The organism is Corynebacterium sp. HMSC036E10 (assembly GCF_001836265.1).
Classification (GTDB): Bacteria; Actinomycetota; Actinomycetes; order Mycobacteriales; family Mycobacteriaceae; genus Corynebacterium; species Corynebacterium coyleae.
The window spans coordinates 1-1779 of the sequence record NZ_KV827966.1 but is presented as its reverse complement, the minus strand read 5'-3'; the positions used below and the strand labels follow the sequence as shown (position 1 = coordinate 1779).

The window sequence follows — 1779 nt, the reverse complement described above, 5'->3', positions numbered from 1 at the left end:
GTACACCCATCTGTACGCGCTGACCTGCGGCGTTGTGGGTTGTGCCGAGCGTGCTGCCGGAGTCCCTTTCAGTGTCCCTGGGGTAGGAGCGGCCGCATGAAGGTGCGCTCGTACCGCAGGACGCACTCGGACTCGTCTCGAATCCGGTCAGCGGCGATGAAGTCCGAGTGGGTGCCGAACAAGGTGCGGTACTGCTCGTAGGCAGCCAGGCTGGGGAAGCTGAACAGGGATTCCGCACGGTCACTCACACCTTCCGCGGGTAGGTAGTACCCGTGGTGGGTGCCGCCGTGTTCGTCGACATGCCGCATCCAAGCGCGGGCGAACTGTTCAAAGGCTGCGATCTGGTCGGGGTCGATGGTGTAGTGGACGACACAGGTGATCACATCCACAACGCTAGGCCCACAGGCGCTCATTGGGGAGCCTTTGTCTGTGCGCCTCGTGGTGCAGCACACCAATCTGCCTGGTTTACCTGCGGAAATGCGTCAGTTCGCCAAGTTGGCGCCGAGTTCAACGGTGAGAACTCCGACGGCGATGAGGAGGATGCCGAGGGCCATGGTTCGGGTGAGGGGTTCGTGGAAGATGACCCGGGCGAGGATCGCGGTGAGAGCTACGCCGGATGCTGCCCAGATGCCGTAGGCGACGCCAAGGGCCATGCCGTCGGCCAAGGCGAGACTTAAGGCGACGAACGCCACGAGATACCCCGCGATGACGCCGATGAACCATTTCTTCACCCGGCCACCGTCGGAGGCTCGTAGCGACATGGTCGCGACGACTTCGGACAAGATGGCGCCTGCGAGGAAGATCCATCTCATGAGTTGACTCCTGCTTCCTGGGCTGCGGTTTGCTGAGCTTTCTGGGAGCCGAGTTCGACGGTGAGGACACCGCTGATGATCGCAACCATTCCAAGACCCATCACAGCGGTCAGAGGTTCACCGAAAATCGCGGCGGATAGCACGGCGGCGAGCACGACCCCGCTGGCTCCCCAGATGCCATAGGCGACGCCGATCTGCATTCCTTCGCGCAGGCAGAAGGTGAGGAAGACGAAAGTGCCGATGTATCCGGCAGCAACCACGATGTACCAGGATGGGTGATTGAGCGCCGCCTTGAGAGACAGCGTCGCCGCCACTTCGGTAGTGATGGCGCCAGCGAGCAGGAACCACTGCTTCATGGGGTTGTTCCTTCGATCAGGGAGCGAATGCTGGAGACGACGGCTTCGAGATCCGCGCCGTGGAGGGTGGACACACCTGTGGCCTGGGCGCCCCAGAGTCCGTCGGCGGCGAGTCGGGCGGTGGTCAGCCTGGCTCGGGTGGCGGCGTCGAGATCGTCCGGGAGTTCGAGCCAGCGGCCCATCCGCGTAGTCCACGGTTCGGTGAGTTCGGGCCGATACGTCGCTTGGCCCCAGATGATGAACTCGGCGCGCTTGGCGGCCCCGTGGGCGGCGACGTGAACGTAGCTCAGGAGCCGCTCGGTGGCGTTGGCGTTCTCGAGGGGCTTGCCAAGGGTGGCAGTCATGTCGTTCTCGACGTTGGCCGCAGCGTGGTCGACGATCGCGGCGAGCAGTACGTCGCGGTTGCGGAAGTGATATAGCAATCCCGGTTTGGTGAGCCCGGCCTCGTGGGCCACTGCGTCAAGGGTAATGTCGCCACCCTCCGCTGCGTTCATGACGCGGAGGGCAGCTTCCAGGATCTCGGAGCGCTGACTGGTTCGCATATAGCTAACTTTACCATTTGGTAGGTGAAGCCTTCAACTGCGGGCGCTGGTAGGGGCACCTGGGGTACA

The 1779-nt window shown here is 63.2% G+C and carries 4 protein-coding genes; all 4 read right to left on the bottom strand.

The annotated features are described in order from the left end of the window. Positions 1-68: 68 nt before the first annotated feature. Positions 69-413, bottom strand: coding sequence for an NIPSNAP family protein (locus HMPREF2736_RS03205; protein WP_154762756.1), 345 nt, complete (start codon positions 411-413; stop codon positions 69-71). Positions 414-482: 69 nt separating this feature from the next. Then, positions 483-812, bottom strand: coding sequence for a DMT family transporter (locus tag HMPREF2736_RS03200; RefSeq protein ID WP_003849969.1), 330 nt, complete (start codon positions 810-812; stop codon positions 483-485). Then, the gene (locus HMPREF2736_RS03195; RefSeq protein ID WP_048733039.1) at positions 809-1168 is read right to left on the bottom strand and encodes a DMT family transporter; all 360 of its coding nucleotides are present in this window, start codon (positions 1166-1168) and stop codon (positions 809-811) included. The genes HMPREF2736_RS03200 and HMPREF2736_RS03195 overlap by 4 nt, the downstream gene beginning before the upstream one ends. Continuing rightward, a complete protein-coding gene (locus HMPREF2736_RS03190; RefSeq protein ID WP_034666346.1) occupies positions 1165-1710 on the bottom strand; it encodes a TetR/AcrR family transcriptional regulator in 546 nt (181 codons plus the stop codon). Before HMPREF2736_RS03190 ends, HMPREF2736_RS03195 begins: the two co-directional genes overlap by 4 nt. Positions 1711-1779 lie beyond the last annotated feature (69 nt).